This is a genomic window from Neisseria sp. P0022.S010 (assembly GCF_051956635.1).
Genome location: NZ_JBQCXF010000703.1, coordinates 1 through 1,309, shown reverse-complemented (window position 1 = coordinate 1,309; position 1,309 = coordinate 1). Strand labels below are relative to the sequence as shown.

The 1,309-nt window shown below is 47.4% G+C and carries 2 protein-coding genes; one reads left to right on the top strand and one right to left on the bottom strand.

The features are described from left to right. Positions 1 to 593: LemA family protein (locus tag ACTHUT_RS20785; RefSeq protein ID WP_250600873.1), on the top strand; the 593-nt coding region annotated here is incomplete at its 5' end. 108 nt (positions 594 to 701) lie between these two features. Here ACTHUT_RS20785 and ACTHUT_RS20780 read toward each other — a convergent pair. Continuing rightward, positions 702 to 1,309: SGNH/GDSL hydrolase family protein (locus ACTHUT_RS20780; RefSeq protein ID WP_440419703.1), on the bottom strand; the 608-nt coding region annotated here is incomplete at its 5' end.

The window sequence follows — 1,309 nt, the reverse complement described above, 5'->3', positions numbered from 1 at the left end:
CTATGGGCATTATTAGTCTTACACTTATCTTCGTATCAATCGCCGCCGTCTTATTGTATTTCAAACAACAGTTGAAAGACCGCAAAAAAGACTGTCGCGAATCCTTTGTTTCTTTGCGCATTGCGCTCGACTGCCGACATCAGGCCGTCCGTCATGTATTGGATGCATACAGCAAACATCTGCAAGAGCAGGGCATTGCATCGGATCCAAACGTTCAGCAGATGTGTGCTGAAGTCGAAACCGCATTGGCGCAAACTGCCAAAACCTTTTCCGAATCTAAAATCAAACATCTGTGCGAAGTCGAAACAGCATTGAATTATGCGCTGAAAAAATTGCAAATTGCCGTCAACGGCCTTTTGAAACAGTATCCTGATGAGAAATTGGCCGGTTTGATGGAAATGCTGGATGCTGCAGAAGCGGAAGTTACATCGGCACGCCGCACTTACAACCGCAGAGCCGGAAGCTACAACCATCATTTGAACAAATTGCCCAACCGCCTTGTTGCCAAGCCATTAGGCTTTGATAAGCAGGCAAGATTGGTTCGTTTTACGGAAAACCAAACGCAACGAATGAGCAGCAATATGTTGGCTTAAAAATTAAGCAGTTTGCTGAATAAGCGATAAACAAAAGGCCGTCTGAAATATTAATTTCAGACGGCCTTTTGTGTGCTGTTAATGAAAAATACTTAGGTTTTTGCCAATTTATTGGGCAAAGCGGATCAGGCTGTCGGCAAGCTTATCGGCTGCAGTTTCATAACCTTGTGCAGAGAAGTGAACGCCATCTTTGGCTGCCAAGCCTTGAGCCATCCAGTTTTTCATGCTACATGCTCCGCCCATTGCATCCTGCCAAGACCAGAACATGATTTTTTCATCACGGGCAACACGTTGCTGCATTTGTTGTATTTCGCTGAGCAAGACAGGGCGGTTGCCGCAGCTGCCGTAGGCGGTTTTCAAAGATTCCGGAGCGCCGAGGATCAGGATACCTGCGTTGGGCAGGGTGTTTTTGATTTGACGGATGTAATTGCGCCATGTCTGCTCGGTAGAGGAAATATCGAGATTGCCGGAAAAGGCTTCATTGGTACCGTAGGCAAGGATGATTAAATCGGCTTTGGTTTGTGCCAAATCTTCCCACATGCCCGGCCGCCATTTTGACCATTGGGATAACTGCGCGCCGTTGATGCCCATAGCGGAAACGGTTATGCCGCGTCCAGGGCTTTCGATATTAATGAAACCGATTTGCCAAGGCATGCTGCTGCTGAGGGTCATCGGCAGGGAAGCATGGGTATGCAGCAGTTGCCAACCATTTTGTG